Below are 24,204 nucleotides of genomic sequence, written 5' to 3'. Positions count from 1 at the left end.
GGACGTCTCCCCCGAGTGATGACGCCTCGATGTAAAGCGATGTGGTTTATTCCACATATCGATATGGTTGCATGTGCAACTTTGGATTTAACTTATGATCCTGGCCGAAATTCAACCAGCAGGATACATGCGCTTGCGCCGCTCCAGTATGAACATTAGTTGAGCGCGCTTACTTCTTGATCGGCGACTCGCGTCGCCGCCGACACGGTGAGTGTGGTCTCCGAACATGCCCGATTTCACTGTCAAAGGTCTTGATGAAATCTTCCGGCATAAAGACGAATTGAGTAAAATTGACGAGGAGCGATCCGCCGTCCAGATCTTGATCAAGCAGAGGATCGCCCTGGTCTCGCGCCAGTGGACCGCGCGCGCCGCGCGGCTGTTCAAGACCTCCGGCTATACGAACGCTCAGCGCGCGCCGCTCTATCTGTTGCGCGACGCGCCGACCGGGATGACGCAGACCGAACTGGCCACGGGCCTCTCCCTGTCGGAGCCGACGCTGTCGCGCCGGATCGCGCGCCTGCTGGAGGACGGTCTGGTGTCGAAGCATCGGCTGCTCGGCGACGGGCGCGCCAACCTGATCAAGCTGGAGCCCAGCGGCCTTCAGGCCCTGCACAGCTCGGAAGCCACCGCATCGCGTGATCGGAACCTGCTGTTTCAGGGACTGTCGGACGAGGATCTGGGCGTCACCCTGAGGGTGCTGAACGTGCTGGCGTCGCGGATTTCCGGGCCGGTCGATATCGGCGGCGAGCCCGAGGGCGAACTGGCGTCCGTCTGAGCCTTAGGCGCGGCCGCCCTGGCTGGACAGTCGGGCCGCATCGACGCCCATGCGGGCCAGGGCGCGGGTCCATTTGGACTCGTGATCGGCGTCGAAGATCAGGTCCAGATCCGCGTCGGCGGTCAGCCAGACATTGTCGGCCAATTCGTCTTCGAGCTGACCCTCGCCCCAGCCGGCGTAGCCCAGCAGCAAGGCGGATCGGCGCGGGCCGTCGACGGCGTCGGTCATGGCGGCCAAGGCTTCGCGCGTGCCGGTCATGGCCAGGCCGTCGCCGAAGGGCAGGGTGTCGTCGCCCACGCTCCAGTCGTCGGTGTGCAGCACGAAGCCGCGCTCCCGCTCGACCGGACCGCCCATCAGGACGGCGCGGCCGATCGATTGTTCGGGGGCGGGAGCGTCCAGCTTGTCGAGTACGGTCTTCAGGTCGACGCCCTTGGCCGGGCTGTCGAGACGCAGTCCCATGGCGTGGTCCGGGCCATGGGCGCAGATCAGGATCACGGCATGTTCGAACCGGGGGTCGCCGATGCCGGGCATGGCGACCAGCAGACGGCCCGTCAGGGAGGAGGCGTCGGTCATGATAGGCATATCATCGGGTGGGAAACGGGTGGACGCAAGCGGCGTTGATGCTTGCGGTGTCGCAGCAGGCCTCTATGTGTCGCGGGCGCTGTTTCAATTCCAACCCATCCCGCGCGGAGAGACCTCATGACCATTCAAATCGGCGATCGCATCCCCAACGCGACCTTCGCCCAGGCGACGGCCGAAGGCCCCAAGCCTGTCTCGACCGCCGACGTCTTCGGCGGCAAGACCGTGGCCCTGTTCGCCGTGCCCGGCGCCTTCACCCCCACCTGCTCGGCGCGCCACCTGCCGGGCTTCAAGGACAATCTGGACGCCATCAAGGGCAAGGGCGTCGACGTGGTCGCCTGCATCTCGGTCAACGACGCCTTCGTCATGAAGGCCTGGGCCGAGAGCCAGGGCATCGAGGACGAGTCCATCGTCATGCTGGCCGACGGCAACGGCGACCTGACCCGCGAACTGGGTCTGGTGCTGGACGGTTCGGGTTTCGGCCTGGGCGAGCGTTCGCAGCGCTATTCCATGCTGGTCAAGGACGGGACCGTCACCCAGCTGAACATCGAACAGGGCGGCGAGTTCAAGGTGTCCTCGGCCGAGCATCTGCTGGCGCAGCTCTGAAGTGGATCAATCCCGCCGTCTGAGCGTGGATTGATCGTGACGACCGACGTCTTCAGCCCCGAAAAGCGCAGCGCCGTGATGCGTCGCGTGAAGGGGTGGGACACGTCGCCGGAACTGGCCGTGCGCGGGATATTGCGCGCGGCCGGGATCGGCTATCGGCTGGGCGGCCTGGGCCTGCCCGGCAGGCCTGATGTGACGATGAAGGGACGCAGGATCGCCCTCTTCGTCCACGGCTGTTTCTGGCACGGGCACGATTGCGCGCGCGGATCGCGCAAGCCCAAGGCCAACGCCGAATACTGGACCGCCAAGATCGACCGCAATCGCGCCAGAGACGCGCGGGCCGTGGCGGCGCTGGACGCCGGGGGCTGGCGCGTGCTGACCGTGTGGGAGTGCGACCTCAAATCGCCGGACTTCGCCGCGCGGCTGGTCGCCGCCGTCCGGGGTCAGGCGGCCTCGGTCTCGGAGGCCTGGGCCGTCTCGTCCAGCACGTGCTGCAGCGCGCCCAGCAAGGCCGGGGGCGTCAGGGGTTTGGAGACGAAATAGGCCATGCCGGCCGCCTGACAGGCGGCGACATCCTCGGGCGCGGTGTCGGCGGTGACGGCGACGACCGGGGTGCGGGCGTTGGGGCCGCCGCCGGCGCGCAGGCGACGGGTGGTCTCGCGGCCGTCCAGTTCCGGCATGCGAACATCCATGAAGATCACGTCGAAGACGGTCTCCGCGCACCGTTCCAGGGCGATCATGCCGTCGGCGGCGGTGACGATGTCGCAGCCCAGCGGCTGCAGGATCAGCTGGACCGCCCGGCGGTTGATGTCGTGGTCGTCGACGACCAGCAGGCGCAGGGGCCGGCCTTCGTCCTCGTCACCGTCGCCGTGGCTGTCGGCGGGTGCGGGATCGGCGTCGTTTCCGGCGATCGGCGGGGCGTCGATCTGGGGCGTGGGCGCCGAAGCGGGTCTGGCCGCCGCCTCGGCCTTGCGCGACGCCAGGGCGCGGGCGATGTCGACGCGGCTGTCATCGGTCGGCGCGGCCGTGACGACGACCTCTTCGCCGCGCGGCAGGAACAGGGAGACGGTGAACCGGGCGCCCTGTCCGGGCGTGCTGCGCGCCGTCAGCCGGCCGCCCATCAGTTCGATCAGGTCGCGGCTGATGGCCAGGCCCAGGCCCGATCCGCCGTGCCGGGCGCTGACGCCGTCGGCGGTCTGGTCGAACGGGGTGAACAGGCGCGTCAGCTGGTCGGCCGTCATGCCGGGGCCGGTGTCGGCGACCTCGAACAGGATCGAATAGCCGCAGGGTTCCTCGACCCAGGCGTCCAGACGCAGGGTGACCTCGCCCTGGGGCGTGAACTTCACGGCGTTGGACATCAGGTTGTTCAGCACCTGACGGATGCGCATGGGGTCGCCGCGAACGCTGCGGGGCATGCGGGCGGCACCTTCCAGGCGCAGTTTCAATCCCTTGGCCTCGACCGGTCCGCGCCACAGGCGCAGGGTCTGGGCCAGCATGACGCGCAGGTCGAAATCGACCGCCTCGACCGTCATCCGGCCCGCGCCGATCTTGGAATGGTCCAGCAGGTCGTCCAGCAGGGCCTTCATCATCAGACCGGCGTCGGTGATCAGATGGGCGTTCGTCCGCGAGTGGGAGTCCAGCGCCTGCAGCTCGGCGGCGCCGGTCAGGATGGCGCCTATGGGGGTGCGCAGGTCATGGCCGACGGCGGCCAGGAAGGCGGTGTGGGCGGCCAGGTCCTGCTCGGCCTTGAGCCGCAGCCGGTCGGCCTCGGCGTGGGCGCGCAACTGGTTCTCGGTCGCCTCGCTCATCTTCTGCCAGCTGATCACCGTGTAGATGGCGTAGAGGACCACGGCCGCCGAGGCCGTCATCACCAGCGGCGAGGGCGCGCCGAACGAGGCGGCGAAGAAGGGCACCGCCAGCAGATAGAGCATCGGCGGCGTCAGGGTCGAGACCAGGATCGCCTTCGACCGCGGCGAGTTGATCATCGCGAACAGCATCAGGGCCGGCAGCATCAGGGCCGCGCAGACGCCGCCCAGCGGGCCGCCGATCAGCCACATCGGGATCGACAGGCCGCCGAACAGCGAGGCGCTGGTGAACAGGGTCAGGCAGCCGATGGCCTTGCGCCAGCGCGGCATCTCGCCCGCATCGCCGCGCGTGACCGGGGCGAAGGCCACCAGTTCCAGGAATTGCATCAGCCCATAGGCCACGGCCCAGCCCAGGCAGACCTGCCACCCCATCATCGGGGTTACGACCAGGGCCACGGCGGCGCCCAGACCGACGCGCTGCAGCAGGGTGCCGCGACGGTGGCGCACAGCCACGGTCCAGCCGCTTGCAGCAGTATCGACGGTCGCCTTCGGCATAGAGTTCCCCGACTTTGCGAACCGTGTTCGTTCGCTTCGGGTCAGTATGGGGGAAGTGAGGCTAACGCTCTGTCAACGCGGGGCGCCGATCGCCTCGAAAATCGTGGAAAAGCCGTCGGAGCGGAGACGCGCGGCCAGATCCCGCTTGATACGACCCACCAGGCCGGGGCCTTCATAGATTAGGGCGGAATAGATCTGGACGGCCGACGCCCCCAGGCGGATGCGGGCATAGGCCTCGGCGCCGCTGTCGATTCCGCCGACCGCGATCAGGGGCAGCCGCCCGCCGGCCGCCTCGGCGGCGGCGCGCAGCGCCTTCTCCGCAAAGGGCCGGACAGGCGCGCCGGACAGGCCGCCGGTCTCGCGCGCGTCGGGCGAACGCAGGGTCTCCGGCCGCTCCAGCGTGGTGTTGGACACGATCAGCCCGTCGATCCGGTGCGCCAGCGAGGCCTCCACGATCATGCCGATCTCGTCGGCGATCAGGTCGGGCGCGATCTTCAGGAAGACGGGCACGCGGGCCGCGCCCGCCGCCGGGCGAGCGGCGTCGATCCGGCCCAGCAGGTCGTCGAGCTGTTCGCGGCCCTGCAGCGCGCGCAGGCCCGGCGTGTTGGGCGAGGAGATGTTGACCGTGAAGTAGGAGGCGCGGCCGACCAGCCGCTCAAGCCCCGCGACATAGTCGGCGGCCTTGTCCTCGGTGTCCTTGTTGGCGCCCAGGTTGGCGCCGACCACAACGCCCGCCGGGCGGCGGTCCAGCCGGGCGGCGAAGGACTCCAGCCCGGCGTTGTTGAACCCCATCCGGTTGATGATGGCCCGGTCCTCGCTCAGGCGGAACAGGCGCGGCTGGGGATTGCCCGCCTGGGCGCGGGGGGTGACCGAGCCGCATTCGACGAAGCCGAAGCCCAGGCGCGACAGGCCGCGCAGGGCCTGGCCGTTTTTGTCCAGCCCGGCGGCCAGACCGACCGGATTGGGCAGGCTGAGGCCCGCCACCGTCGTATGCAGGATGGGATCGTCGGCCGGGGGCGCGGGCAGGGGGGCGAAGGCCAGGCCCTTGATCGCCAGCTGGTGGGCGGTCTCGGGATCAAGACGGCGCAGGGCGGCGGCGGCCAGATTCGACAGGCTCATGCCGCGTCCTCGAACACCATGGCGCCGTCCTCGGCGACCGAGAAGGCGCGCGTCGCCGCGACGGCCGCGACCGGCAGGGGGGCGTAGAGGTGGGGGAACAGGTCGCCGCCGCGTGACGGCTCCCACACCAGATCCTCGCCGAACCGGGCCAGATCTACGGTCAGCAGCATCAGATCGATCCGGCCGGCGTAGTGGCGGCGGGCGGTCTCGACCAGCTGCTCGCCGGTCGACATATGGATATAGCCGTCGGCGACGTCGACAGCGGAGCCTTCGTAGCGGCCCTCGGCCACGGCGGCGCGCCACTCGTCGGCGCCGACGATCTTGTAGGCTGTTCCGGTCATGCGGCGCCCAGGGTGCGCGGGGTCAGGAAACCCTCATAGGTGCAGCGGCCGGCCACATCGACGGTGAACAGGGCGGCGGCCCCGGTCGGGAAGCCGGCGGCGAGGCGATCCAGAATGGCGGGCGAGGCGGCGCTTTCGGACAGATACTCGGCCGCCAGCACATGGACGCCGGGATTGTGGGCCAGGACCATGAGGCAGCCGGCCTCGTCCTCGCTGGCCTCGACGAAGCGGCGCAGGGTGTCGGAGGCGGCGTTGTAGAGAAGCTTTTCGGTGCGCACGTCCACGTCGCCGAAGGCGTCGTGCATCTGGTCCCAGGTCTGGCGGGTGCGGACGGCGGACGAGACCAGGGCCAGGTCGGGCTTCAGCCCGCGCTCGGCCAGGGCCCGGCCCATCAGCAGGGCTTCGTTGCGTCCTGCGGCGGACAGGGGGCGGGCTTCGTCGCCGCCGGACGGGGCAGAGGCCTCCGCCTGGGCGTGCCGCATGAGGATCAGTCGATGCATGGGGCTTCGCCATAAGGCCGTTCGCGCCCGGCGAACAGATGGGACGGGCTCAACTCCCCGTCAGCAGTCGGATCGCGGGGGGCGTATCAGCGAGGACGGGGCGTTCGCAGCGAGATATTGGCGGCGGGCTGGGGCGTCAGGACGGGCTTGGCCGGCGCCCGTTGGGCGTGGCCGCTGGGGCGGATGCGGGCATAGGCCTGGCGCGAGGCTTCCAGCAGGATCACGCCCGCCGTTCCCGGAGCGATACGACGCCCGACCTGTTCGAATCCATCGGCCAGAGGCAGCAGCGGCGTCCACGGCGGGACGTACAGGGTCTGGGACCAGGCGGCCGGCTCCAGCCCGACCTCGCGCACCAGCCGTTCCAGCTGGCCCCGGGTGAAGGGGCGGCCGTGCCCGAAGGGGGTGTTCTCGGCCCGCGCCCAAAGACCGCCGCGCGCCGCCGCCGCCAGGATGATCCGGCCGGTCGGCGCCAGGGCCCGCACCGCCTCCAGCAGCAGGGCGGCGGGATCGTCCGCCTCCTCCAGCGCATGAACCAGCAGGATTCGGTCGAAGGAACCGGCGGCGAAGGGCAGGCGGCGGTCGTCGACCAGAAGCGTGCGGTTGCGCCCGACCACGGGCCATTGTTCGACCCCCTGACCGCCCGGCATGGCGGCGACCACGCGGCGGGCGCCGACGAAGGCGTCCAGCCAGGGGGTGGCGTAGCCGAGGCCCAGCACGTCGCAGTCGGGCGCCTCGCCCCAGGCGTCGTCCAGCCGTCGCGCCAGCAGGCGACGCACCAGCGCCCCGGTCGGCTCGCCGTAGAAGGTTCGGAGATCGTCGATGCTGCGCCGCATGGGTTCAACATAGGCCGGGCCGGGCCGCCCTGCTAGAAGGTCGTCATGACCCTGGATGTTCACCTGTTCCCGTGCCGCAGCGACAACTACGGCTTCCTGATCCGCGATGCGGCGACCGGCGTCGTCGCCACGATCGACACGCCCGACGCGGCGCGCATTCTGGAAGAGCTGGAGGCGCTGGGCTGGGGGCGGCTGGACCTGATCCTCAACACCCACTGGCACCCGGACCATACCGAGGGCAACGAACGGCTGAAGGCCGAGACCGGCTGCGAGATCGTGGGGCCGGAAGAGGTGCGACGCGTCGCGCCGCTGGACCGCGTCGTCGGCGACGGCGACGTGGTGATGGTGGGCGAGACCCGGTTCGAGGTGACGGCGACCCCTGGCCATACGCTGGGCCATGTGGTGTTTCGCTCGATCGCGGACGATCTGGCCTTCGTCGGCGACACCCTGTTCGCCCTGGGGTGCGGGCGGCTGTTCGAGGGGACGCCGGAACAGATGTTCGCCAGCCTGCGCATCCTGGCCGCCTGGCCCGAGGCGACCGTGATCTGGTGCGCCCACGAATATACGGCGTCGAACGCGCGCTTCACCCTGAGCCTGGACGACCGGCCCGAGACGAAGGCTCACGCCGAGGCGATCTTCGCGGCGCGGGAACGGGGCGAGCCGACCGTGCCCACGACGATCGGGACCGAGCTGAGGTTCAATCCGTTCCTGAGGGCGGTCGACGTCGCCGAGTTCGCCGCGCGTCGGGCGGCCAAGGACGGCTTCAGCGGCTGAGGACGTCGTCCGCCACCACGCGGACGATGCGCGCGGAAGAAGGCCGGCCCGCCAGTCCGGCCCGGGGATCGATGACGATCCGCAGCGTGCCCTGGCTCAGGGTCACGGCCGGGCGACCCTGGTCGGACACGACGACGCGCCGCACCCGATCGACCTCGCCGCGCAGATTGGACGAGCGCGCCATGCGGACGATGGCGTCGCTGGCGGCCGAGACGGCGTCGGCGGCCAGCTGCTCGGAGCCGGGCTGGATGTCGACGTCGATGACGATCAGCCGGCCGAGGGCCTGGCTGGCGCGGTAGCTCTGGCGCATGAAATAGTCGACCAGCTGGGCGCCGTTCAGGGTGGCGCGGGCCAGGCCCTGGGCGTCGCCGGCGCGGGACACCGGCGAGCCCTGAGGCGCGCTGGTCGTGTACAGGGTCATGCCGCCGTCGGGCGTGACGCGCAGGATCTGGTCGCCGTTGTCGTTGCGATAGATGATGTCGCCGCGCGGCGCCGGGGTGGGACGCAGCACCCAGACCTCGGTCGAGCGTTCGAACCGCATCAGCGGACGCGAGCCGGAGGTGTCCAGCACGAAGGCCTGACCCGTCCCCGACACATAGCGGGCGGTCGGCGGCCCCGAGCGACGGCTCTGGGCGTGGCAGTCGGCGGGCAGCAGGACGGGCGCGAGCACGGACAGGCCCACGGCCGCGACGGCTGCGAACGCCATCGCGGTCACGCGAGGCGATTTTTTCGCCCAGACCGTTTCCGTCAACTTCATGAGACTGTGGATGAAACCGGCGCGCGGCGGATTTTAGGCGAAGCTGCGATCACCCGACCAGGTACTGACCGCCGTTCAGCGAGAGTGTGCAGCCTGTGACATATCCGGCACGCTCGCCGACCAGCCAGGACACCATGTCGGCGATCTCCTCGCCCTTGCCCAGACGGCCCACGGGGATCTGGGCGACGATGGATTCCAGCACCTTGGGATCCATCGCCCCGACCATTTCGGTGTCGATATAGCCGGGGGCGATACAGTTCACGGTCACGCCCTTGCGGGCGTTTTCCAGGGCCAGGGCCTTGGTGAAGCCGATCATCCCGGCCTTGGCGGCGGAATAGTTGGTCTGGCCCACCTGCCCCTTCTGGCCGTTGATCGACGAGATGTTGACGATTCGGCCGTGGCCCCGGTCGCGCATCCCGTTGATGACCTGGCGCGTGGTGTTGAAGACGCTGTCCATATTGACCCGGATCACATCGGACCACTGGTCGTGGCTCATCTTGTGGAAGAAGCCGTCGCGGGTGATGCCGGCGTTGTTGACCAGGATGTCGACCGGACCCAGCTCGGCCTCGACCTCCTTCACCGCGCGGGCGCAGTCGTCGAAGCTGCCGACATTGCCCTTCACCACCATGCAGTTCAGGGCCCTGGCCGTGGCCAGGGCGGCTTCGTCATTGCCGGAATAGCCGGCGGCGACGCGGATCCCGTCCTCGCTCAACCGCTGGACGATGGCCCGGCCGATGCCCCGGGTGCCGCCGGTCACGAATGCCACGCGCGCCATGATGTTTCCCTGTCCCGTGATGCCCGTCTGTGCGGACCGTCGTTCAAAGGTTTAGCGGGGCGTCTGTCACAGGCAAGCCCGATTTCCGTTGCGGAAACCGGGCTTGATGTCGCGTCCTCCCGACGAAGGGAGATCAGGCGGCCAGCTTCTCGATGTCGATGACGAAGCGATAGCGGACGTCGGACTTCAGCATCCGCTCATAGGCCTCGTTGATCTGCTCCGGGGCGATCAGTTCGATGTCGCAGGCGATGCCGTGCTCGGCGCAGAAGTTCAGCATCTCCTGGGTCTCGGCGATGCCGCCGATCAGCGAGCCGGCGATGCGGCGGCGACGCCACAGCAGGGGCAGGGCGAAGACCGGCAGGCCCTCGGTCGTCAGGCCCAGCATGACCATGGTGCCGTCGCGGGCCAGCAGCTGGGTGTGGGATGCGATCTCGTGGGTGGCGGAGACGGTGTTGATGATCAGGTCGAACTTCTCCGCCGCCGCCTTCATCGCGTCCTTGTCCGAGCTGATCAGGAAATGTTTGGCGCCCATCCGCTCGGCGTCGGCCTTCTTGCGGTCCGAGGTGGACAGGACGGTGACCTCGGCGCCCATGGCCGCCGCCTGTTTGACCGCCATGTGGCCCAGGCCGCCCAGGCCGATGACCGCGACCTTGGAGCCGGGGCCGACGCCCCAGGTCTTCAGCGGCGAATAGGTGGTGATGCCGGCGCACAGCAGGGGGGCGGCGGCGTCCAGCGGCAGGCTGTCGGGGATGGACAGGACGAAATGCTGGTCCACCGTGATGTGGTCGGAATAGCCGCCCTGGGTGATGACTTCGGCCGTGCCGCCCTTCTTGTCCTTGCCGCCGTAGGTGCCGGTGAAGCCGGGCACGCAATACTGTTCCAGACCTTCCTGACAGGACGAACATTCGCGGCAGCTGTCGACCATGCAGCCGACGCCGACGCGGTCGCCTTCCTTGAAGCGGGTGACGTTCGCGCCGACCGCCTTCACGACGCCGGCGATCTCGTGGCCGGGCACCAGCGGATAATGGGCCGGGCCGGTCTCGCTGCGGGCCATGTGCAGGTCGGAGTGGCAGATGCCGCTGAACTTGATGTCGATCAGCACGTCGTCCGGACCGGGATCGCGGCGCTCGAAGCTGTAGGGGGTCAACGGCTTGTCGGCGGCGGTCGCGGCGAAGGCGCGTGTGGCGATCGGCATGGGCAGTCCTTTTAGGCTTTGCTTTGGGCGCGCTTCAGATGTGACCTGCGGCGGTCGGCCGCAAGGCGGCGATCTCTATTTCAGTGTGGCGATCAGCGCCTGGGCCGCCGCCGGGTTCCGCACCTTCGCGCCCGAGATGAAATAGGCGAAGACGTCGCCGCGCCTCGCCCAGGTCTTGGCCTGGTCGGCGACGGCGGACAGTTCTGCGGCGGTCATGCCGGTCGGTTCGTCCTCGCGGCTGGACATCAGCCGGGCGTAGGCGAAGTCGGCAGTGGCCTCGTCGATCTGGGGCCAGGTCGGCTCCTCGTCATCGACCGCATAGACGATGGCCGCGCCATATTTTCGGGCCAGGTCGTAGAACTGTTCGGTGGCGAAGGTCGGGTTTCGCACCTCCAGGGCGTGACGCAGGCGGACGCCGTTCTTCTCCTTCGGCAGCAGTTTCAGGAAGCCCTCGAAATCCTCGGGGTCGAACTTCTTGGTCCCCATGAACTGCCAGTTGATCGGGCCCAGCTTGTCGCCCAGTTCGGTCAGACCCTGGGACAGGAATTTGTCGAAGCTTTCGCCGCCTTCGGACAGGATCTTGCGGTTGGTGCAGTAGCGGCTGGCCTTGACCGCGAAGACGAAGCCCTCGGGCGTCTCGTCGCGCCACTTGCGCCAGGAGTCCGGCTTGAAGGTCGAATAATAGGTGCCGTTGATCTCGACCGAAGGTAACTCATTGGAAATAAAGGACAATTCGTCTTTTTGACGCAATCCGGATGGATAGAATGTGCCGCGCCAGGGCTCGAAAGTCCAGCCGCCAACACCAACTCTAATTACACCTGCCATGGCAGTCCTCCTGTCGGGTGTTGATCGCAGAGAAAGCCCGACCTTGCCACCCGATAGCGGACGTGACGAATGACCGAGAGGGGTGGGAAGCGGTCATTTCGCGCCTAGGAAAAGTAGCCAGACATGAGCAGGGAGAGCACAGGTCTGCCTCCGATCTCGACACGTCGATAATTAACGAACGCGGTGCATTCCACCAATGCTTTGAACTGCTCGGGACAACGAACAGCGAAGTCCGAGGTATCGTCAATTTGGAGGGTCAATAGCTCGCCTGGGCGTACCGTTCTGGCCAGCATCTGCTCTTCTGGCTCGTCCGCATATGTCATGCAGTCGATCCACGCATCCATGTTTGCGCCATAGTAAGCGGGAAAGCCAAGAGCCTCCGCGAAGACCTTATGGAAGGAAGGCCAATCTGAAATCAGGTTGGTTGGGATCGGAACGATAGTGGTGTTCATGAGCGCACCATACGCGTGAAGCAGCGAATGTTCGCAATGGGTCGCAGGCGGAAATTGACTCTCGGCTGCAAAGTGGACTTCGAGTGATTGGTCCGGGCGAGTTTCAGAAAGTGTAGAACCTTATAAGGGAATTTCGATCGAGGTCAGTTTCGAGGCGGCGTATTCCAGCTCGCGCTTCTGGACCAGGCCTTCGGGATAGAAGGTCCCGCGCCAGGGCTCGAAGGTCCAGCCGCCGATGCCGATATGTATGGAGTGGGTCATGGGGCTTCTCCGGTGTCGGCGTCGTCCGCCGACGTAGCGTTTTGCCAGTCCTCAAGACCGTGTCGGATCCGGCGGACGAACACGTCCGTTTCATCGTCGATACGGTAGAGCAGGGCGTGGCTCTTGTAGAACAGGACGTAAGTGTCCGAGCCAAGCTCCGGCCGTGCAAGACCGATGCGCGGAAACTCGGTCAGCAGATCGAGCTCCGCCAGCAGGCCGTCGATATAGGCGTCCGCCTGTCGCACGCCGAACAGTTCGACGCCCTGAAGATAGACGTGCTGCAGGTCCGCTCGGGCCTTGCGGCTCAGGCGGAGCATCAGGAGGCGCGCTTCAGTTGCGCCCGCAGTTCCTCGATGACTTCGCGGGGGGACTGGTCGGACACGCCGCTGGCGTCGGCCTCCTCGATCAGTCTGCGCCAGTGGGCGATCTTTTCGGCCTTCACCTGTTCCTGCCGGATCAGGTCGCGAACGACATCCGAGGCGTTGGCGTAGCGGCCGGATTTCGCCTGTTCCTCGACCCAGGCCTTCATCTGGTCGGGCAGGGAGATATTCATCGTGGCCATGGTCGGTCTCCTTCCCCTTGAAGGTGGCGTTTTGGCAAACCTTGTCAATCCTTGTCAGAATTCAGACGCACGGGGGCGAAAAACAGAGTCCGAACCGTCCGAAATGTCCGAAATCCGCGCCCGCGGGGCTGGTCCCTAGCCGCCAAGTGCGTCAGTCGCGGACGCAGCAGTTCCTGCTCTGGTCTAGATGTGGCGGCTGAGGCAGGGTTCAAGCCCCCGTCCCGGAGCCTGCCATGATCGCCGTCGCCTTGATTCTCGCCGCCCTGCCGTCGACGCCCGCCGGGATCGAACCCCTGAAGGCGGAAGCGGGTCGGGCCTGCACCCTGGACGGCGCGCGCTGCATCGGGGTGACCGGCGAGGGCGACACGGCGCAGCCGATGCTGCGCGCCGCCGCCGACCTGCCCGCCGCCGCGTCGGAGGAGACCTATTCCAGCGAGACCTATGCGCCGTGGCCGGGCCTGATCCGGACGCCGGACGGTCCGTTGGCCGGGATAGAGGTGCAGGTGCGGAGCATGTATTCGGGCGGCGGCGGCAGCGCCTCGACCCTGCGGCTCTACCGTCTCGACGCTGCCGGGGACGCCCAGGGCGATCCCGTGCTGACCGTGCCGCTGAAGGGCGCGCTGATGATCCGCGCCTGTTTCAGCGAGGCGGACATGAAACAGCGCGCCGGCGCCTGTCACGACGAATACGAATTCGCCGGGGAACTGACGGCCGAGCGCGCGGCGAGCGGATGGCCCGTCCTGCATTACGTCACGACGGCCACGGCCTTCCCGCGCGGGGTGTCACGGTCCGAGGACAGTCTGGAGCAGTCGCCGCTGACCGAGGCCGATCTGGTCGTGACGCGCGATCCGAAATGCAGCTTCGAGCGCCGCTTCGTCTTCGATCCTGCTTCTGCGCTCTATAGGCCGGACGCGCCCCTGCCGGACTGTTCCGACTATACCGCGCCGTGAGGCGCGGCGCCCCGTCTCAGGCCGCCGGACAGGGGTAGCGGGCGTCGAAGATGCGGCCCAGCACCACACCAAAGTCCTCGGCCTGTTCCGCTTCGGACATTGCGCCGATCCGGGCGACGATGTCTTCGGGCGACAGGTCGGCCTGTTCCGGCGGGCAGGCGCGGGGCGCGCCGGCCGCTGCGGATTCCCGGACCTTGGCGCGATAGGCCACGGCGGCTGCCATCATCGTGTCGATCAGCAGGGACGTCTCTTGCGAGGCCATGATCTCGGACGCCGGGCGGGCCATCAGTGTGGTCCAGCGCCGTCGTATCTCCCCCGCCGTCATCGGTCCGACCGGGGCGGTCGGAGGGGCGTTGAAGATCGGCTGCAGCAGGATCTTGCCTGCAGTCCGGTCGAAGACCACCGTAAACGGCAGGAACATCGTGCTGCCCAATCTGCCGTCCACTCCGGCTTTACCCGGAAGTCGCGTGACTTCAGACACCGGGCCAATCAGGTCCAATTGTCCCAAAGTCGTGGGAACGTCCTGGGCGCGCCGAACGGTATGCAGGCCTCCGAAGGCGCCCATGGACTGGCCTTCCACGGTTTCGACGTCGGGAAGGATGCGGGCGAAGACGTCCGTGTAGAGGCTGGCGCCGCCGCTGTCGCCGAGATCCAGTGCGAGTCTGACCGGCTGACCCGCGATCTCTGCCTCTATGATGTCATCCGCACTCAGAGGAATAGTGGTGGCGCCCTCAATGTTGGCGACACCGCTGGGGGCGAAGGCGATTGTCCCGGCCGCGCGGTCGATCGCAATGGCAAGGGCGAAGAATTCCGATCCCAGGATGACATCAACCGGATGATCGAAGTGGGCGGATATGGGCTTCAGATCGACCACCAGCATCGCTGTCGTCGTATCGATCTGGCCGGGGATGCGGAAGGGGATCTGTTGGGCCAGGACCTGGGGCCGCTGTTGCCCGTCCACCGCAATCAGGGACTGGTTCAGCGGAACAGTCTGGAAACCGAGCCGGCGGGCCAGGGTCTCGTCGATGAGGCTGGAGCCCGCGCCGTTGTCGAGCAGGACACGGACCGGAGTGTCGCCGATCCTGGCGTTGAAGAACAGCAGGTTGTGGTCGAGTTCATAAGGGACGGGCGTATGGTCCTTTGCGAAATCGATCACGATCGGAATCGATAAGCCGAGCGGGTCGGGCGTCTGGGCGACGGTGGAGAGGGGAAGCGAGAGGGTCAGAGCCCCGCAGAAGGCCGCGAGTGAAAGCGAGCGGGAGCGGAAAACCATCGTCTGTCCTTCATGCGGCGCGAAACCAGTGCGGGATATGAGATAGACTTTTGCTTGCACGAACCTGACATGAATGTCCGTGCGAGTTGAAATACATTCTTGCCCAGGTTTCAGGCTGCGACCACCGCCTGTATCCCCGCCAGCAGGCTGGCGGCCGTGATCGGCTTGGGCACGTGCAGGTCGGCGCCGGCGTCCAGGGCCTGGTCACGGTGTTCGGCCATGGCGTTGGCGCTGAGCATGACGATGGGGGTGTGGGCGTTGGCGGCGCGGGCGGCCTCCAGACGGCGGATTTCGCGCGTCGCCGTCAGGCCGTCCATGACCGGCATCTGCATATCCATCAGCACCAGGTCGAAGCTCTCGGCCTCGAAGGCGGCGACGGCCTGGGCGCCGTCCTCGACGATGGTCAGGTCGATGCCGGGACCGTCGAGGATCAGCTGGACCACGCGCTGGTTGGTGGGGTGGTCCTCGGCCAGCAGCACGCGCAGAGCCTTTTGAGGTCGCGGGGCGGCGGCCGGGGCGACCCTTTCGCGGGCGTCGTAGTCGGCCAGAGAGATCGAACGGGTCAGGGGCAGGCGCACGCTGAACCGGCTGCCGACGCCGGGCGTCGAGGCGGCGGAGATCCGCCCGCCCATCATCTCGGCCAGGGACCGGCAGATCGACAGGCCCAGGCCCGTGCCGCCGAAGCGGCGGGTGATGGTGGCGTCGGCCTGGCTGAACCGGTCGAACAACTGGGCGGCCTGGTCGGGGTCGAAGCCGACGCCGGTGTCGACCACCTCCATGGCCAGCTCGATCTCGCCCTCGGGATCCCGGTCCAGGAACAGGCGGACGGTGACGGAGCCCTCGGCGGTGAATTTGACGGCGTTGGACAGAAGATTGGTCAGGATCTGGCGGATGCGGGTGCTGTCGCCGACGAACAGGCCGCGCGCCTCGGGAGCGCGGTCGATGTGGAAGGCCAGTCCCTTGTCCTCGGCGCGCAGTCGCATCACGTCCAGCGGGGCGGCCAAGGCCTCGTCCAAGTCGAAGGCGCGGGTCTCCAGCGACAGCAGTCCGGCCTCGATCTTGGAGACGTCCAGAATGTCGGACACCAGCCGTTCCAGGGTCACGCCGGAACTGGCGATCAGGGCCACCATCTCGGCCTGGACCGGATCCAGACTGGTCCGCGACAGGGCGTCGACGACGCCGATGACCCCGTTCAGGGGCGTGCGGATCTCGTGGCTCATATTGGCCAGAAAGTCGGACTTGGCGCGGCTGGCGGCCTCGGCGGCGGCCTTGGCCTCGATCAGGGCCTTTTCGGCGGCGACCTTCTCGGTCACGTCGCGGGCCACGCCGAAGATGCGGTCGCCGAACCTCTGGGCGCGCCATTCGACGGTGACGTAGTGGCCGTCCTTGTGGCGATAGCGATTGACCTGACCCAGGACCGGGTCGCCCGGCTTGCGGTGGGTGACCTCGTCGATGCTGAAATGGGTGGCGGCTAAATCGTCAGGATGGACGAGGGACGGCAGCATCATGCCGACCATCTCTTCCGGTTGATAACCCAGGATGGTGCACCAGGAGGCGCTGGCCTTGATGACCGGCCCGGCCAGTTCCCGCACCACCATCAGGTCCAGCGACACGTCGAACAGGATATCCATGTCCACGCCGGACGCCGCGTCGAACGGAGACGGGGCGGCGAGCGGCAGGCTGGTCATGAGGCGAATCCGTTGAACAGCCCCAAGCTAACGCTTGCCTGGTTAAGGACGCCTTCCCGGATACTTGCCGTCAGTACGCAAAGTCGGCGTAGATCCGCTTCACGTCGCCCTGCCAGGCGCCGTGATACAGGTCCAGCAGGCGCTCGGCCGGGGTGATCCCGCTGTCGGCGATGTCTTCCAGTTCCGACAGATAGCCGCGCTCGTCGACCATGCCGCCCGAGAACATGGCGCGGTTCTTCAGGCCCTGTTTGGCGATATTGACCAGGTCGACGGCGATGTCGCGCACGCTGCGGCCCGCGACCTCGGCCTTCAGGCCCAGGCGGGTGACGTCGCGGCGCAGGCGCTCGTGGTCGGCGATGTCCCAGTCCTTGACCAGATCCCAGGCGGCGGCCAGCGACGGGGCGTCGTACAGGACCCCGGCCCACAGGGCGGGCAGGGCGCAGATCCGGCTCCACGGGCCGCCGTCGGCGCCGCGCATCTCCAGATAGGATTTCAGCCGCACCTCGGGGAAGAGGGTGGTCAGATGGTCGTTCCAGTCCTTGAGGGTCGGATATTCGCGGGGCAGGGCGGGCAGTTTGCCGGCCTGGAAGTCGCGGAAGGACTGGCCCGAGGCGTCGACGTATTTGCCGTCGCGCTTGGCGAAATACATCGGGGTGTCGAGGGCGTAGTCGGCGTAGCGTTCGAAGCCGAAACCGTCCTCGAAGACGAAGCCCAGCATTCCGGTGCGGTCGGCGTCGGTGTCGGTCCAGACATTGGCGCGGGCCGACAGGAAGCCGTTGGGGCGGCCCTCGGTGAAGGGCGAACAGGCGAACAGGGCGGTGGCGATCGGCTGCAGCGCCAGCGAGGTGCGGAACTTGGCCACCATGTCGGCTTCCGAGTCGAAGTCGAGATTGGCCTGGATGGTGCAGGTGCGCAGCATCATGTCCAGGCCCAGCGACCCGACCTTGGGCATATAGGCGCGCATGATGTCGTAGCGGCCCTTGGGCATGACCGGCACGTCTTCGCGGGTCCACAGCGGGTCGAAACCGGCGCCGAGGAAGCCGACGCCGATCTGGTCGGCGACCTGTTTGACCTCCATCAGATGCTGGCCGGTCTCGGAACAGATGTCGTGGATGGTCTTCAGCGGGGCGCCGGACAGTTCGAACTGGCCGCCGGGCTCCAGGCTGACCGAGGCGATGAAGCCCTCGTCGTTGCGACGCTCCAGTCCGATCAGGACGCCGTTCTCCTCGACCGGGGCCCAGCCGAACCGCTGCAGGCCCTCCAGCATGGCCTTGATGCCGCCGGGGCCTTCATAGGCGGGACGGGCCAGGGTGGTCTTGTCGAAGCCGAACTTCTCGTGCTCGGCGCCGATGCGCCACTGGTCCCTGGGCTTGATCCCTCTGGACATGGCCTCGATGAGGACGTCCCGGCTCAGCGGCGCGTTGTCGGTCATGCGTCAGATCCTCTCCGGCGCGTTTCCGAGCGACCGTGTGTCGCGGCTAGATGGGCGAGGATGGGGCCGGGCTCAAGGGGGCAAAACAAATCCGCTCATCCCCGCGAAAGCAGGGACCCGGTTCTTTCGCATTTCCGGTGCTTTGGATCGCCGTTGATCTCTGGTCTTCAGACGGCTTTCGCCCAAAACACCGGGTCCCCGCTTTCGCGGGGATGAGCGGAGAAATTCTATCTTTCCCAATCCCCGACCGCCGCCTGCCAAAGCGTCATGGCGGCGATGGCGGCGGTGTCGGCGCGCAGGATGCGCGGGCCCAGCGAGACGGCGGTGGTGAAGGGCAGGGACCGCAGTCGTTCGCCTTCTTCCGGCGAGAAACCGCCCTCGGGGCCGATCAAAATCGACCATTTTTGGTCTTGGGGCCCCTCGCCCGCGTCACGCAGGGCGGAGACGGCGGGCGCGCCCCCGGTCTCGTCGCAGAACATCAGCCGGCGTCCGGCCTCCCAGCCGTCCAGCAGGGCGTCCAGCTTGATCGGATCATCGACGGCGGGCACGTCCATCCGGCCGGTCTGTTCGGCGGCCTCCTCGGCGATGGCGTCCAGTCGGTCCAGCCGGATGCGGTCGGCGTTGGTGCGCTTGGTCAGGACCAGCCGCACCCGGCGTGCGCCCAGTTCGGCGGCCTTTTCGACGATGGTCTCGACGCGGGCCTTCTTCACCGCGGCGACAATCAGTTCCAGGTCGGGGGCTGTGGTCTGGGGCCGCACCTGCTCCTCGGCGCGCAGGATGACGCCCTTCTTCAGGATTTCGGCGACCGAGGCGCGCCACTCGCCGTCGCGGCCGTTGAAGACCAGCAGGTCGTCGCCGAGCTTCAGCCGCATGACCTGGGTCAGATAGCGCGACTGGTCCAGCGTCGGGGCGACGGGGGCGGCGGGGGCGAGGGGGGATGTGACGTGCAGGCGGATCATTGTCTCTAAATGACCTGAACCCCAGCCCTTGTCATCCCGACCGAAACGACAGCCTGGTGCTTGTCATCCCGGCCGCAGCGCAGCGGAGAGCCGGGACGGGACGCAGCCCCAATCTAACCCAGCCCGGTCGGCGCAGCCGAACCGGGCTGAGCCCTGGCCCGCACCTCGCCGTAAAGGTCGAGCCAACGCGGGTTGTCCTTTTCAACCAGGGCGAACTTCCATTCGCGCAACCACCGCTTGATCCGTTTCTCACGCAGGATCGCCTGATCGATGTATTGATGGGTCTCGAACCAGACGAGCTGGTCGATGCCGCGTTCCGCCGTGTAGCCGGGGATCAGCCCGGACTTATGCTCCGCGACGCGGCGCACGATGTCGTTGGTCACGCCGACGTATAGATAGCCGCAGGGGCCGCTGGCGAGCAGATAGACATAGAATTGTCTGGGCATCGTCCGGTCTCCCGGCTCAACCCTTGCGGGTTGTCCGGGAGTGGTCAAGTGGCGTCCCTTCCCCGTCCCCGATCTCCGCTTCGCTTCGTCGGGGATGACAAGGGCCTAGAGGGTTCTGGCGATCAGCAGCTTCATGATCTCGTTCGTCCCGCCGTAGATCCGCTGCACCCGCGCATCCTTGTAGAGCTGGGCGATGGCGTATTCGTTCATATAGCCGTAGCCGCCGTGAAGTTGCAGCATCTCGTCTATCGTCTCGCCCTGGATGTCGGTGACCCAGTATTTGGCCATCGAGGCCGTGGCGGCGTCCAGCTTGCCCTGCAGGTGCAGGCCGATGCAGTGGTCGACGAAGACCTTGGCGACGGTCAGTTTGGTCTTCACCTCGGCCAGTTTGAACTGGGTGTTCTGGAAATCGATCACCCGTTTGCCGAACGCCTTGCGTTCCTTGACATAGGCCAGGGTGGTCTCCAGCCCGCGCTCGGCGGCGGCGACGCCCTGGACCGCGATGTTCAGCCGTTCCTGCGGCAGTTGCTGCATCAGCTGGACGAAGCCCTGGCCCTCGGCGCCGCCGATGATGTTGTCGCCGGGGACCTTCACGTCATTGAAGAAGAGTTCGGAGGTGTCGTTCCCCTCCATGCCGATCTTGTGCAGGTTCCGGCCGCGCTCGAAGCCTTCCACGTTTTCTCCGGGCGCCCCGTCGGTCTCGACCACGATCAGGGAGGTGCCCTTGGCGCCCTCGGCCGGGTCGGTCTTGGCGACCACGATAATAAAATTGGCCAGCTGGCCGTTGGTGATGAAGGTCTTGGAGCCGTTGACGACATAGCCGTTGCCCGACTTGACCGCCGTGGTCTTGACCCCCTGCAGGTCCGAGCCGGCGCCCGGTTCGGTCATGGCGATGGCGCCGACCAGTTCGCCCGAGGCCAGGCGCGGCAGCCAGCGCGCCTTCTGCTCCTCGGTGCCGTAGTGCCAGATGTAGGGGGCGACGATGGCGTTGTGCAGCGAGATGCCGAAATGGTCCGCGCCCTTCCAGCCCAGCTGGCGCATCAGCACCACCTCGTGCCGATAGTCGCCGCCCATGCCGCCGTCTTCCTCGGGCATGGACAGGCCCAGCAGGCCGTCGACGCCGGCCTGGCTCCACAGGGCGCGGGGGACGCTGGAGTCGGCGATCCATTGCTGGACCTTTTCCGGCGGGGCGTGCTCGTCGATCCATTTGCCGACGCTGTCGGAGAAGAGGCTGATCTCCTCTTCGCGCATGAAATCGGGGTCGGGGCTGTTGAGCACGTTCATGAGCGTTTCCTGGCTCTCCCTCCCCGGAACGGGGAGGGTGGCCGCGGAGCGGCCGGGTGGGGGCGGCCGGCTGGACGGGCTCGGTCTTTGTGTCGCCGAGCCCTCCCCACCCGGTCGCCGCTTCGCGACGACCACCCTCCCCCGCAGGGGGAGGGAGAGGCGTCAGTGCGCCGTAATCAGAAGGCCTCGGCCGGCATGGCCATCAACACGTCGGCGCCGGTCTTCAGCTTCTTCAGATGGGCCTCGGCGTCGGGCAGGATGCGCTCGACGAAGTAGCGGCCGGTCTGCAGCTTGGTGGCGTAATAGGGGTCGGTCGAACCGGCCTCGACCTGAGCCTGGGCGACCTTGGCCATCTGGGCCCACATATAGGCCAGGGCGGTCAGGCCGAAGATGTTCAGATAGTCGGTCGAGGCGGCGCCGGCGTTGTCCGGGTTGGCCATGCCGTTCTGCATCAGCCACATGGTGCCGTCCTGCAGCTTCTTCTTGGCGTCGGCCAGGCCGTCCACGAAGGGCTTGATAGCCTCGTTGGCGCCATTGTCGGCGACGAAGGCGTCGATGTCCGAGAACCAGCTCATGATGGCGCGGCCGCCGTTGGCCGGCAGCTTGCGGCCGACCAGGTCCAGGGCCTGGATGCCGTTGGTGCCCTCGTAGATCATGGTGATGCGCGCATCGCGCAGATACTGCGAGGCCATGAAGTGTTCGGTATAGCCCGAACCGCCGTGGACCTGCATGCCCAGCGAGGCGACATGGAAGCCCTTGTCGGTCAGATAGGCTTTCAGCACCGGGGTCAGCAGGCCCATGTAGTCCTTGGCCTTTGTGGCGACGGCCTCGTCTTCCGACTTCTCGAGGTCGGCCTGCAGCGCGGTCCACAGGATGAAGGCCTGGCCGCCTTCGACGAAGGCCTTGGACTCCAGCAGCATCCGGCGCACGTCGGGGTGGACCATGATGGAGTCGGCGGGGCCATCCGGGTTTTTCGGTCCGGTCAGGCTGCGGCCCTGCAGGCGGTCGCGGGCGAACTCGACGGCGGCCTGATAGGCGGCGGTGCCGATGGCCAGGCCCTGCAGGCCGGTGCCCAGGCGGGCCTCGTTCATCACCACGAACATATTGTTCATGCCGCGGCCTTCCTGGCCGATCAGCCAGCCCTTGGCGCCGTCGTACTGCATCACGGCGGTGGCGTTGCCGTGGATGCCCATCTTGTGCTCGAGGCCGGCGCATTCCAGCGTGTTGCGCTCGCCCAGCGAGCCGTCCTCGTTGACCAGGAACTTTGGCACGACGAACAGGCTCAGGCCCTTGATGCCCGGAACCGCGCCTTCGACGCGGGCCAGGACGGTGTGGATGATGTTGTCGGCGAAGTCGTGCTCGCCGGCCGAGATCCAGATCTTCTGGCCGGTGATCGAATAGGAGCCGTCGCCGTTCGGCACGGCCTTGGTGCGGACCATGCCCAGGTCCGTGCCGCACTGGGGCTCGGTCAGGTTCATCGTGCCCGACCATTCGCCGGTCGCCATCTTCGGCAGATATTTCTGCTTCAGCTCGTCCGAGGCGTTGGCGTGGATGCCGGCATAGGCGCCGGCCGTCAGGCCCGGATACATGGAGAAGGCGGCCGAGGCGCCGGCGGTCATCTGGCCGAAGGCCGAGGCCACGACGCTGGGCATGCCCTGACCGCCGTATTCCGGATCGGCGGCCAGCGCCATCCAGCCGGCTTCGGACATGGCCTTGTAGGCTTCCTTCCAGCCCTTGGGACCGGTCACCACGCCGCCCTCGGCCCAGTGACAGCCTTCCTTGTCGCCCGGATTGTTGATCGGGGCGATGACCTCGTCGGCGAACTTCGCGCCTTCTTCCAGGATCTGGCCGATCAGGTCCGACGAGACGTCCTGGAAGCCCGGCTGGTTGGTGTAGCGGTCGATTTCCAGCACTTCATTCAGGATGAAGGTGAAGTCACGGACGGGCGACTTATAGGCCATGAATCAGGCTCTCGCTTTGAAAGGGTGTTGGTGGTCGTGGTTGAGGCGCGACTTGAGCAGGCGCTCATAGTCTTCCGCCCCAGGCAGAAGGTCGGGGCGGTGTTCGCCCAGTTTGGACTCCATCCAGGCGCAGGCGTCTTCCGCCGTCTGGATGGCGCCCTCGATGTCTTCCAGCTGCTGTTTCAGCGCCTCGATCTGGGCGCGGTGACGGCGCAGGGCCACGGCCATCTGATGGACGTTGTGGTCCTTGCGGTCGTACAGATCCAGCATCTCCTGGATCTCCTGCAGGGTGAAGCCGATGCGGCGGCCCCTCAGGATCAGTTTCAGCCGGGCGCGGTCGCGGGCGTCATAGACGCGCGTCTGTCCCTTGCGGGCCGGGGTCAGCAGACCCTTGTCCTCGTAGAAACGCAGCGCCCGCGCCGTGGCGTCGAACTCGCGGCACAGCTGGCGGATGGAGTAGGTGCGGTGGTCGTCGGCGGTGGCCATGCCGACTCCATAACTTGACGTGTGCGTAAAGGGAAGAGTTTACGTGCGCGTAAGGGTAAGCTTTTCGTCGCAGGTCTTCAGGCAAGAAAAAGCCCGGAGCCTTGGGGGAGGCTCCGGGCGCGACACGCCGGGGTGAGGGGGGAGAGGCCCCGGCGATCGATCTCTTTCGGGTCAGGCCTTGCGGCGGCCCAGCAGCACCGGGACGGTGAAGGCCAGCAGCACAAGATTGACCACGGCCAGACCGATGTCCTGGCTCAGGCCGTGAATGATCAGCATGGTGGTCTCCAGCACGATCAGGCCCGAGGCGGCGGTCAGCAGGAGCGGGCGACCGACGCGCCAGGAAATCAGCGGCGCCAGCATGCCCAGGGCCAGGACCAGTTCGACCACGCCCAGGCCGCGCACCATGTTCTCGGGCGCGACGGCGGGCCAACCCATCAGGGTGATGAGATTGGTCATCGGCTCGGTCAGCTTGGCGTAGCCGGCGGCGATGAAGAACATCGCGATCCAGCCCTGCAGCGTCCACAGGCTGATGTTCTTGTAAGCGGCGCGGCTGCGCGCCTGGGCGACGGGGAGAGTGGTGGTGGTCATCGGGGAGGGGCCTAATTCGTAACAGCCGCGATATCGGATTGCTCGGCTCCGTTCGCAAGGGGGGATATAGCGCGGCTTTTCGTATTTGTCATCAGGCGATGACATCAGCGGATGACATCAGTTGATGACTTAATGTTTCAAGGGCGGCGCGAGTGGCCCGATTCGCGCCGCCGATGCAACGTGTGCGGAGGACTTCAGTCGTGGCCGTCGTCCGGCTGCGGCCCCGGCGCCTGGACGATCAGGTCGCCGGGCTGGCAATCCAGTTCGCGGCACAGGGCGTCCAGGGTCGAGAAGCGGACGGCGCGGGCCTTGCCGGTCTTGAGGATCGACAGATTGGCCAGGGTCACGCCGACCCGGTCGGACAGTTCGGTCAGGGACATGCGGCGCTCGAGCAGCAGTCGGTCCAGCTGGATCATGATCATG

The 24,204-nt window shown here is 67.2% G+C and carries 28 protein-coding genes and 1 pseudogene; 5 read left to right on the top strand and 24 right to left on the bottom strand.

The window, feature by feature from the left end:
• Nucleotides 1–280: 280 nt before the first annotated feature.
• Nucleotides 281–775, top strand: coding sequence for a MarR family winged helix-turn-helix transcriptional regulator (locus ACIQ1T_RS01290; RefSeq protein ID WP_395942678.1), 495 nt, complete (start codon nt 281–283; stop codon nt 773–775).
• A gap of 3 nt (nt 776–778) precedes the next feature.
• Here ACIQ1T_RS01290 and ACIQ1T_RS01285 read toward each other — a convergent pair whose 3' ends face one another.
• Nucleotides 779–1,348, bottom strand: coding sequence for a YqgE/AlgH family protein (locus tag ACIQ1T_RS01285; protein ID WP_395942677.1), 570 nt, complete (start codon nt 1,346–1,348; stop codon nt 779–781).
• Nucleotides 1,349–1,474: 126 nt separating this feature from the next.
• Here ACIQ1T_RS01285 and ACIQ1T_RS01280 point away from each other — a divergent pair, with 126 nt between their 5' ends.
• The gene (locus ACIQ1T_RS01280; protein WP_395942676.1) at nt 1,475–1,960 is read left to right on the top strand and encodes a peroxiredoxin; all 486 of its coding nucleotides are present in this window, start codon (nt 1,475–1,477) and stop codon (nt 1,958–1,960) included.
• A 36-nt stretch (nt 1,961–1,996) separates the two neighbouring features.
• Complete coding sequence (locus tag ACIQ1T_RS01275) at nt 1,997–2,503, top strand: very short patch repair endonuclease (protein ID WP_395942675.1); 507 nt, start codon at nt 1,997–1,999, stop codon at nt 2,501–2,503.
• On the opposite strand, the gene ACIQ1T_RS01270 is transcribed toward ACIQ1T_RS01275, so the two are convergent.
• The 5 genes from ACIQ1T_RS01270 to ACIQ1T_RS01250 all read right to left on the bottom strand — a co-directional run bounded on the left by ACIQ1T_RS01270 (nt 2,404) and on the right by ACIQ1T_RS01250 (nt 7,113).
• Complete coding sequence (locus ACIQ1T_RS01270) at nt 2,404–4,320, bottom strand: ATP-binding protein (RefSeq protein ID WP_395942674.1); 1,917 nt, start codon at nt 4,318–4,320, stop codon at nt 2,404–2,406. The genes ACIQ1T_RS01275 and ACIQ1T_RS01270 overlap by 100 nt on opposite strands.
• 72 nt (nt 4,321–4,392) lie before the next feature.
• Entirely contained in the window at nt 4,393–5,439 is a 1,047-nt protein-coding gene (locus ACIQ1T_RS01265) for a quinone-dependent dihydroorotate dehydrogenase (RefSeq protein ID WP_395942673.1), read from the bottom strand.
• Nucleotides 5,436–5,780, bottom strand: a complete 345-nt coding sequence (locus tag ACIQ1T_RS01260; protein ID WP_395942672.1) for a DUF952 domain-containing protein — start codon at nt 5,778–5,780, stop codon at nt 5,436–5,438. Before ACIQ1T_RS01260 ends, ACIQ1T_RS01265 begins: the two co-directional genes overlap by 4 nt.
• On the bottom strand, nt 5,777–6,280 hold the full coding sequence (locus ACIQ1T_RS01255; RefSeq protein ID WP_395942671.1) for a SixA phosphatase family protein: 504 nt from the start codon (nt 6,278–6,280) through the stop codon (nt 5,777–5,779). The genes ACIQ1T_RS01260 and ACIQ1T_RS01255 overlap by 4 nt, the downstream gene beginning before the upstream one ends.
• 86 nt (nt 6,281–6,366) lie before the next feature.
• Nucleotides 6,367–7,113, bottom strand: coding sequence for a class I SAM-dependent methyltransferase (locus ACIQ1T_RS01250; RefSeq protein WP_395942670.1), 747 nt, complete (start codon nt 7,111–7,113; stop codon nt 6,367–6,369).
• 45 nt (nt 7,114–7,158) lie between these two features.
• On the opposite strand from ACIQ1T_RS01250, the gene gloB reads away from it, so the two are divergent.
• Complete coding sequence (gloB, locus tag ACIQ1T_RS01245; protein WP_395942669.1) at nt 7,159–7,887, top strand: hydroxyacylglutathione hydrolase; 729 nt, start codon at nt 7,159–7,161, stop codon at nt 7,885–7,887.
• Here the strand turns inward: gloB and ACIQ1T_RS01240 are convergent.
• The 8 genes and pseudogenes from ACIQ1T_RS01240 to ACIQ1T_RS01205 all read right to left on the bottom strand — a co-directional run bounded on the left by ACIQ1T_RS01240 (nt 7,877) and on the right by ACIQ1T_RS01205 (nt 12,714).
• Nucleotides 7,877–8,593 (bottom strand): DUF4908 domain-containing protein, encoded by a 717-nt coding sequence (locus ACIQ1T_RS01240; protein WP_395942668.1) that lies wholly within the window; start codon nt 8,591–8,593, stop codon nt 7,877–7,879. The two genes, gloB and ACIQ1T_RS01240, sit on opposite strands and share 11 nt — an antisense overlap.
• Before the next feature lie 100 nt (nt 8,594–8,693).
• On the bottom strand, nt 8,694–9,419 hold the full coding sequence (gene phbB / locus ACIQ1T_RS01235) for an acetoacetyl-CoA reductase (protein WP_395942667.1): 726 nt from the start codon (nt 9,417–9,419) through the stop codon (nt 8,694–8,696).
• Nucleotides 9,420–9,552: 133 nt separating this feature from the next.
• Nucleotides 9,553–10,614 carry an NAD(P)-dependent alcohol dehydrogenase gene (locus tag ACIQ1T_RS01230; RefSeq protein WP_395942666.1) on the bottom strand — a complete coding sequence of 354 codons (1,062 nt, stop codon included), beginning with the start codon at nt 10,612–10,614 and terminating at the stop codon, nt 9,553–9,555.
• 75 nt (nt 10,615–10,689) lie between these two features.
• Nucleotides 10,690–11,439 carry a DUF72 domain-containing protein gene (locus ACIQ1T_RS01225; protein WP_395942665.1) on the bottom strand — a complete coding sequence of 250 codons (750 nt, stop codon included), beginning with the start codon at nt 11,437–11,439 and terminating at the stop codon, nt 10,690–10,692.
• Nucleotides 11,440–11,543: 104 nt separating this feature from the next.
• On the bottom strand, nt 11,544–11,891 hold the full coding sequence (locus tag ACIQ1T_RS01220; RefSeq protein WP_395942664.1) for a barstar family protein: 348 nt from the start codon (nt 11,889–11,891) through the stop codon (nt 11,544–11,546).
• 129 nt (nt 11,892–12,020) lie between these two features.
• Nucleotides 12,021–12,152: pseudogene (locus tag ACIQ1T_RS01215) on the bottom strand (DUF72 domain-containing protein); the annotation flags it as partial.
• Nucleotides 12,149–12,469 (bottom strand): type II toxin-antitoxin system RelE/ParE family toxin, encoded by a 321-nt coding sequence (locus ACIQ1T_RS01210; protein ID WP_395942663.1) that lies wholly within the window; start codon nt 12,467–12,469, stop codon nt 12,149–12,151. The pseudogene ACIQ1T_RS01215 and the gene ACIQ1T_RS01210, both read right to left, overlap by 4 nt.
• The gene (locus tag ACIQ1T_RS01205; RefSeq protein WP_395942662.1) at nt 12,469–12,714 is read right to left on the bottom strand and encodes a type II toxin-antitoxin system ParD family antitoxin; all 246 of its coding nucleotides are present in this window, start codon (nt 12,712–12,714) and stop codon (nt 12,469–12,471) included. Before ACIQ1T_RS01205 ends, ACIQ1T_RS01210 begins: the two co-directional genes overlap by 1 nt.
• A gap of 233 nt (nt 12,715–12,947) precedes the next feature.
• Here ACIQ1T_RS01205 and ACIQ1T_RS01200 point away from each other — a divergent pair, with 233 nt between their 5' ends.
• Nucleotides 12,948–13,664, top strand: a complete 717-nt coding sequence (locus ACIQ1T_RS01200; RefSeq protein ID WP_395942661.1) for a hypothetical protein — start codon at nt 12,948–12,950, stop codon at nt 13,662–13,664.
• 16 nt (nt 13,665–13,680) lie between these two features.
• Here ACIQ1T_RS01200 and ACIQ1T_RS01195 read toward each other — a convergent pair whose 3' ends face one another.
• The 10 genes from ACIQ1T_RS01195 to ACIQ1T_RS01150 all read right to left on the bottom strand — a co-directional run bounded on the left by ACIQ1T_RS01195 (nt 13,681) and on the right by ACIQ1T_RS01150 (nt 24,203).
• Nucleotides 13,681–14,997, bottom strand: coding sequence for a retropepsin-like aspartic protease (locus ACIQ1T_RS01195; protein ID WP_395942660.1), 1,317 nt, complete (start codon nt 14,995–14,997; stop codon nt 13,681–13,683).
• A 50-nt stretch (nt 14,998–15,047) separates the two neighbouring features.
• On the bottom strand, nt 15,048–16,625 hold the full coding sequence (locus ACIQ1T_RS01190) for an ATP-binding protein (protein ID WP_395942659.1): 1,578 nt from the start codon (nt 16,623–16,625) through the stop codon (nt 15,048–15,050).
• Between the two features lie 70 nt (nt 16,626–16,695).
• Nucleotides 16,696–18,057, bottom strand: a complete 1,362-nt coding sequence (locus ACIQ1T_RS01185; RefSeq protein ID WP_395942658.1) for a glutamate--cysteine ligase — start codon at nt 18,055–18,057, stop codon at nt 16,696–16,698.
• 227 nt (nt 18,058–18,284) lie between these two features.
• Entirely contained in the window at nt 18,285–19,016 is a 732-nt protein-coding gene (locus tag ACIQ1T_RS01180) for a 16S rRNA (uracil(1498)-N(3))-methyltransferase (RefSeq protein WP_395942657.1), read from the bottom strand.
• Nucleotides 19,017–19,129: 113 nt separating this feature from the next.
• Nucleotides 19,130–19,462: a GIY-YIG nuclease family protein gene (locus ACIQ1T_RS01175; protein ID WP_395942656.1), complete on the bottom strand. Its 333-nt coding sequence runs from the start codon at nt 19,460–19,462 to the stop codon at nt 19,130–19,132.
• Between the two features lie 105 nt (nt 19,463–19,567).
• Nucleotides 19,568–20,746 carry an acyl-CoA dehydrogenase family protein gene (locus ACIQ1T_RS01170; RefSeq protein WP_395942655.1) on the bottom strand — a complete coding sequence of 393 codons (1,179 nt, stop codon included), beginning with the start codon at nt 20,744–20,746 and terminating at the stop codon, nt 19,568–19,570.
• Between the two features lie 176 nt (nt 20,747–20,922).
• Nucleotides 20,923–22,707, bottom strand: a complete 1,785-nt coding sequence (locus tag ACIQ1T_RS01165; RefSeq protein ID WP_395942654.1) for an acyl-CoA dehydrogenase C-terminal domain-containing protein — start codon at nt 22,705–22,707, stop codon at nt 20,923–20,925.
• 3 nt (nt 22,708–22,710) lie between these two features.
• On the bottom strand, nt 22,711–23,193 hold the full coding sequence (locus ACIQ1T_RS01160) for a MerR family DNA-binding transcriptional regulator (RefSeq protein ID WP_395942653.1): 483 nt from the start codon (nt 23,191–23,193) through the stop codon (nt 22,711–22,713).
• A 171-nt stretch (nt 23,194–23,364) separates the two neighbouring features.
• Nucleotides 23,365–23,781 carry a DoxX family protein gene (locus ACIQ1T_RS01155; protein ID WP_395942652.1) on the bottom strand — a complete coding sequence of 139 codons (417 nt, stop codon included), beginning with the start codon at nt 23,779–23,781 and terminating at the stop codon, nt 23,365–23,367.
• 194 nt (nt 23,782–23,975) lie between these two features.
• Nucleotides 23,976–24,203: a helix-turn-helix domain-containing protein gene (locus ACIQ1T_RS01150; RefSeq protein ID WP_395942651.1), complete on the bottom strand. Its 228-nt coding sequence runs from the start codon at nt 24,201–24,203 to the stop codon at nt 23,976–23,978.
• Nucleotide 24,204: the final 1 nt, after the last annotated feature.

The organism is Brevundimonas sp., from assembly GCF_044336875.1.
Taxonomy (GTDB): domain Bacteria; phylum Pseudomonadota; class Alphaproteobacteria; order Caulobacterales; family Caulobacteraceae; genus Brevundimonas.
Note: the sequence above shows the minus strand (reverse complement) of the source record. Positions and strands in the feature narration are given on the sequence as shown.

Excerpts from the sequence above, each read along its gene's own strand:
- ACIQ1T_RS01230 (WP_395942666.1), bottom strand. The coding sequence starts at position 10,614 with ATGCCGATCGCCACACGCGCCTTCGCCGCGACCGCCGCCGACAAGCCG.
- ACIQ1T_RS01270 (WP_395942674.1), bottom strand. The coding sequence starts at position 4,320 with ATGCCGAAGGCGACCGTCGATACTGCTGCAAGCGGCTGGACCGTGGCT.
- ACIQ1T_RS01285 (WP_395942677.1), bottom strand. The coding sequence starts at position 1,348 with ATGACCGACGCCTCCTCCCTGACGGGCCGTCTGCTGGTCGCCATGCCC.
- ACIQ1T_RS01180 (WP_395942657.1), bottom strand. The coding sequence starts at position 19,016 with ATGATCCGCCTGCACGTCACATCCCCCCTCGCCCCCGCCGCCCCCGTC.
- ACIQ1T_RS01220 (WP_395942664.1), bottom strand. The coding sequence starts at position 11,891 with ATGAACACCACTATCGTTCCGATCCCAACCAACCTGATTTCAGATTGG.
- ACIQ1T_RS01175 (WP_395942656.1), bottom strand. The coding sequence starts at position 19,462 with ATGCCCAGACAATTCTATGTCTATCTGCTCGCCAGCGGCCCCTGCGGC.
- gloB (WP_395942669.1), top strand. The coding sequence starts at position 7,159 with ATGACCCTGGATGTTCACCTGTTCCCGTGCCGCAGCGACAACTACGGC.
- ACIQ1T_RS01260 (WP_395942672.1), bottom strand. The coding sequence starts at position 5,780 with ATGACCGGAACAGCCTACAAGATCGTCGGCGCCGACGAGTGGCGCGCC.
- ACIQ1T_RS01205 (WP_395942662.1), bottom strand. The coding sequence starts at position 12,714 with ATGGCCACGATGAATATCTCCCTGCCCGACCAGATGAAGGCCTGGGTC.
- ACIQ1T_RS01280 (WP_395942676.1), top strand. The coding sequence starts at position 1,475 with ATGACCATTCAAATCGGCGATCGCATCCCCAACGCGACCTTCGCCCAG.
- ACIQ1T_RS01255 (WP_395942671.1), bottom strand. The coding sequence starts at position 6,280 with ATGCATCGACTGATCCTCATGCGGCACGCCCAGGCGGAGGCCTCTGCC.
- ACIQ1T_RS01225 (WP_395942665.1), bottom strand. The coding sequence starts at position 11,439 with ATGGCAGGTGTAATTAGAGTTGGTGTTGGCGGCTGGACTTTCGAGCCC.
- ACIQ1T_RS01165 (WP_395942654.1), bottom strand. The coding sequence starts at position 22,707 with ATGGCCTATAAGTCGCCCGTCCGTGACTTCACCTTCATCCTGAATGAA.
- phbB (WP_395942667.1), bottom strand. The coding sequence starts at position 9,419 with ATGGCGCGCGTGGCATTCGTGACCGGCGGCACCCGGGGCATCGGCCGG.
- ACIQ1T_RS01185 (WP_395942658.1), bottom strand. The coding sequence starts at position 18,057 with ATGACCGACAACGCGCCGCTGAGCCGGGACGTCCTCATCGAGGCCATG.
- ACIQ1T_RS01155 (WP_395942652.1), bottom strand. The coding sequence starts at position 23,781 with ATGACCACCACCACTCTCCCCGTCGCCCAGGCGCGCAGCCGCGCCGCT.
- ACIQ1T_RS01210 (WP_395942663.1), bottom strand. The coding sequence starts at position 12,469 with ATGCTCCGCCTGAGCCGCAAGGCCCGAGCGGACCTGCAGCACGTCTAT.
- ACIQ1T_RS01250 (WP_395942670.1), bottom strand. The coding sequence starts at position 7,113 with ATGCGGCGCAGCATCGACGATCTCCGAACCTTCTACGGCGAGCCGACC.
- ACIQ1T_RS01190 (WP_395942659.1), bottom strand. The coding sequence starts at position 16,625 with ATGACCAGCCTGCCGCTCGCCGCCCCGTCTCCGTTCGACGCGGCGTCC.
- ACIQ1T_RS01240 (WP_395942668.1), bottom strand. The coding sequence starts at position 8,593 with ATGGCGTTCGCAGCCGTCGCGGCCGTGGGCCTGTCCGTGCTCGCGCCC.
- ACIQ1T_RS01265 (WP_395942673.1), bottom strand. The coding sequence starts at position 5,439 with ATGAGCCTGTCGAATCTGGCCGCCGCCGCCCTGCGCCGTCTTGATCCC.
- ACIQ1T_RS01200 (WP_395942661.1), top strand. The coding sequence starts at position 12,948 with ATGATCGCCGTCGCCTTGATTCTCGCCGCCCTGCCGTCGACGCCCGCC.
- ACIQ1T_RS01150 (WP_395942651.1), bottom strand. The coding sequence starts at position 24,203 with ATGATCATGATCCAGCTGGACCGACTGCTGCTCGAGCGCCGCATGTCC.
- ACIQ1T_RS01160 (WP_395942653.1), bottom strand. The coding sequence starts at position 23,193 with ATGGCCACCGCCGACGACCACCGCACCTACTCCATCCGCCAGCTGTGC.
- ACIQ1T_RS01170 (WP_395942655.1), bottom strand. The coding sequence starts at position 20,746 with ATGAACGTGCTCAACAGCCCCGACCCCGATTTCATGCGCGAAGAGGAG.